Consider the following 3,861-nt stretch of genomic DNA (forward strand, 5'->3'; position numbering starts at 1 on the left):
GGGCGCCCCGGCGCACCAGTTCCTGGACGTCCCGGTGCGCCTCCGGCTGCAGGGGCACCGGCTCCCGGCGCCGCGCCGACGCCGACCCCGACGCCCGGACCAACCGCTACACCCGCTCCTGGCGGTGCAACGACCGCGCCGCCGGCCGGACGTCCGGGACCGTCACCGACGCCCGGCCCCGGCGCGACCCCGGCCCCGACGGCGACACCGGCCCCCGGCGGCGCTGTGACGACACCGCCCGGACGTCAGGGTGGAACGCCTCCCGCGGGCGCGCCCGCTGCCGGAGCTCCGCCGGCCCAGCCACAGGCGGGTGTCCCGCCCCGGCCGCCGGCTCCTCCCGCCGGCGTCGCGGCACCGAGCACCGTCCCCGGCTCGGCGGCCGCAACGCCGCCGGCCGACAGGGCGCAAAATACCCCGCCGACGGTTTCGTCTGCCTTCCGGGCCGCGCCGACGGTCGTAGCACCGCTGCCGCCAGCACCGCGTCCGCCGCAGCGTGACCTGACGCCGCTCGCGATCGGTGCGGGCGTCGTGGCCGGCGCCGTGATCGGCGCCACCATCGCCGACCTGCACAACCAGCGACGCGAGTCCATCGAAGGCGGCCGCACCGTCTACACCGAGCCGGATCGCATCATCATCCGCGATCCGGGCGGGCAGGCCTACGTCCGAGGCAACGATCTCTATCGCTTCCGCTATGGCGCCCGCGACATCCGCACCGACACCGTCGGCGGCGATACTCGCACCGTCGTGATCCGTCCCGACGGCAGCGAGATCATCACCGTGGTCGCTCCCGACGGTCGGTTGCTGCGGCGAATTCGCAGGGACCCCGGCGGGCGCGAGCTCATCATCATCGACAACAGCTACCGCGATCCGCAGTCGGTCGGCGGCTTCTATGTCGACGCGCCGCCGCCGGTCGTGAACATTCCCTACGATCGCTACATCGTCGACGCCCAGGAGGCGTCGCCGGACGTGATCTACCAGACCATGGAGGCACCGCCGGTGCAGCGGATCAATCGGCGCTACACGCTCGACGAGATCCGCTACAGCCCGAATATTCGCATGCAGATGCCGAGCATCGACGTCAACACGATCACCTTCGAGACGGGGTCGTGGACGATCCCACCGGATCAGGCGGCGAAGCTGCAAGCGATCGCCGACGGCCTCAACCGTGCGATCCAGGCCAACCCGCGCGTGGTGTTCCTGATCGAGGGACACACCGACGCGGTCGGCAACGAGGTCGACAATCTGTCGCTGTCGGACCGCCGCGCGCAGTCCGCGGCCGAATTGCTGACCCAGCAGTTCGGTGTGCCTGCGGAGAACCTGACGTCGCAGGGCTATGGCGAGCAGTACCTGAAGGAGCAGACACAAGGGCCGAGCGCGATCAACCGGCGCGTCACTGTCCGCAACATCACGCCGCTGCTCAACGGCGGTCAGGCCTCGCTGCCGCCGCCCCCGCCCGGCACCGCGCCGCCGCGCTGAGGCGAAGCACACATGCAAAATGGCCGGGAGCGATCCCGGCCATTTTCGTTTGTGGGTTTGGAGTTCGTAGCCCGGATGGAGCGAAGCGCAATCCGGGATCTATCCGCTCGGCGACAAAAGTCCCGGATTTCGCTTGCGCTCCATCCGGGCTACGAGAATCTCAGCCCTTGTCGTTCTCGAGCTTGAAGATCTGCGAGCCCTCGCTGCCCGAGAGCAGGCCGGTGTCGGTGTAAAGCTTCAGCTTGGTCCGGGTGTCGGCGATGTCGAGGTTGCGCATGGTGAGCTGGCCGATGCGGTCGGCGGGCGTGAAGGCTGCGTCCTCGACCTTCTCCATGCTGAGCCGCTCCGGCGCATAGGTGAGGTTGGGGCTCTCGGTGTTGAGGATCGAGTAATCGTTGCCGCGCCGCAATTCGAGCGTCACCTCGCCGGTGACGGCGCGCGCCACCCAGCGCTGCGCGGTCTCGCGCAGCATCAGCGCCTGCGAATCGAACCAGCGGCCCTGATAGAGCAGCCGGCCGAGGCGCATGCCGCTGATGCGGTACTGCTCGATCGTGTCCTCGTTGTGGATGCCGGTGACGAGCCGCTCATAGGCGATGTGCAGCAGCGCCATGCCGGGCGCCTCGTAGATGCCGCGGCTCTTGGCCTCGATGATGCGGTTCTCGATCTGGTCGCTCATGCCGAGGCCGTGACGGCCGCCGATGGCGTTGGCTTCGAGGAACAGCGCGACCGGATCGGCAAAGGTCTGGCCGTTCAGCGCAATGGGCTGGCCTTCCTCGAACCGCACGACCACCTTCTCGGCCTTGACGTTGCAGTCGTCGCGCCAGAACGGCACGCCCATGATCGGGTTGACGATCTTGATGCCGCTGTCGAGGCTTTCGAGATCCTTGGCCTCGTGCGTGGCGCCGAGCAGATTGCTATCGGTCGAATACGCCTTCTCGGCGCTCATCTTGTAAGCAAAACCCTGGACGGTCATGAACGCCGACATTTCGGCGCGGCCGCCGAGCTCGTCGATGAACTGCTGATCCAGCCACGGCTTGTAGATGCGCAGGCTCGGATTGGTCAGCAGGCCGTAGCGGTAGAAGCGCTCGATGTCGTTGCCCTTGAAGGTCGAGCCGTCGCCCCAGATGTTGACGCCGTCTTCCTTCATGGCCGCGACCAGCATCGTGCCGGTGACGGCGCGCCCGAGCGGCGTGGTGTTGAAATAGGTGATGCCGCCGGTCGAGATGTGGAAGGCGCCGGACTGGATCGCGGCGATGCCCTCGTGGACCAGTTGCATGCGGCAATCGACGAGCAGGGCCTTCTCCGCACCGAACTCCATCGCCTTGCGCGGGATCTCGTTGTAGTCGGCTTCATCGGGCTGGCCGAGATTGGCGGTATAGGCGTAGCAGCGCGCGCCCTTCTGCTTCATCCAGAGCAGCGCAGCGCTGGTGTCGAGACCGCCCGAAAAAGCGATGCCGACTTTCTCACCCTTGGGCAGGCTTTTCAGGATCGTGGTCATAAGGCTTCCAATCAGGTCTCAAAGGGCTGATGTCATCTGCGGGTTGACCGCGCGAATATCAAATTTCGCAGGGATCGGCACGCATTTAATGGCTCAAACCGAGGGCTCGGCACCAGCCTTGCGGCCGAACAGGCGCTGGCGGAGCCGGTAGGCAGGCATGTTCAGCCGGGTCAGGGCGGCATCGACCGCCTCGTCCGAGAACCGGGTCCGCGGCCAGCGGTAGATCATCGCATAGGCGAACCAGATCACGACGAAGGTGACGAGGCCGGCGATCGACACGTCGGTGAAGAAGTGCCCGCCGAAGGCCATGCGCAGGGCGCTGGTGACGGCGCCGAAGACAACCGCGCCGGCATAGGCGAGCGGCCGCCACGCCGGCGGCGCCAGCGCGGCCGGCGCCAGCGTCCAGAACGCGGTCGCACCCTCGCCCGAGAAGAACGAGCAGTTGCGCGCGCAGTCGCCGCGCGGATCCCACCACGGCACGAATTGCTGGTCGCCGGCAAACTGCGTCACCACCACCGGACGCGGCCGGCCCCAATAGGTCTTGAAGGTGAGATTGGTGAGAATGCCGGCCGACAGGATGATCGTGACCAGCAGGAAGACGATCGCGCGTCCTGACACCAGCAGCGGCCGGTCGGGCCGGATCATCTTGACCACGAGCGCGACCAGCGGCGGCAGCACGAACGCCCAGGCAACCCACATAGCGGCATCACGCGCGAAGCCCGCCCAGTCGTTCAGCTTGAGCGGAAACGTCTTCGTCTCGGGGTCGAAGAACAGTGCGGCGAGCTTGAGATCGAGTTCGGGATAGAGGCCGAAAACGACGCCGATCACAAGCCACAGCGCCAGGGCGATGAAGAGTCCGGTCCGGTTCATGGCGCGCGGTTTAGCGG

The 3,861-nt window shown here is 67.4% G+C and carries 3 protein-coding genes; 1 reads left to right on the forward strand and 2 read right to left on the reverse strand.

The features are described from left to right. Nucleotides 1-1,476: OmpA family protein (locus ACXJL8_RS36075; protein ID WP_456686543.1), on the forward strand; the 1,476-nt coding region annotated here is incomplete at its 5' end. A gap of 160 nt (nucleotides 1,477-1,636) precedes the next feature. On the opposite strand, the gene argG is transcribed toward ACXJL8_RS36075, so the two are convergent. Together argG and ACXJL8_RS36085 are read right to left on the reverse strand one after the other, a co-directional pair. Further along, complete coding sequence (gene argG / locus ACXJL8_RS36080; protein WP_456620809.1) at nucleotides 1,637-2,974, reverse strand: argininosuccinate synthase; 1,338 nt, start codon at nucleotides 2,972-2,974, stop codon at nucleotides 1,637-1,639. 93 nt (nucleotides 2,975-3,067) lie between these two features. Next, entirely contained in the window at nucleotides 3,068-3,844 is a 777-nt protein-coding gene (locus ACXJL8_RS36085) for a phosphatase PAP2 family protein (protein ID WP_456620808.1), read from the reverse strand. Nucleotides 3,845-3,861: the final 17 nt, after the last annotated feature.

The sequence above is a fragment of the Bradyrhizobium sp. P5_C11_2 genome (genome assembly GCF_054049755.1).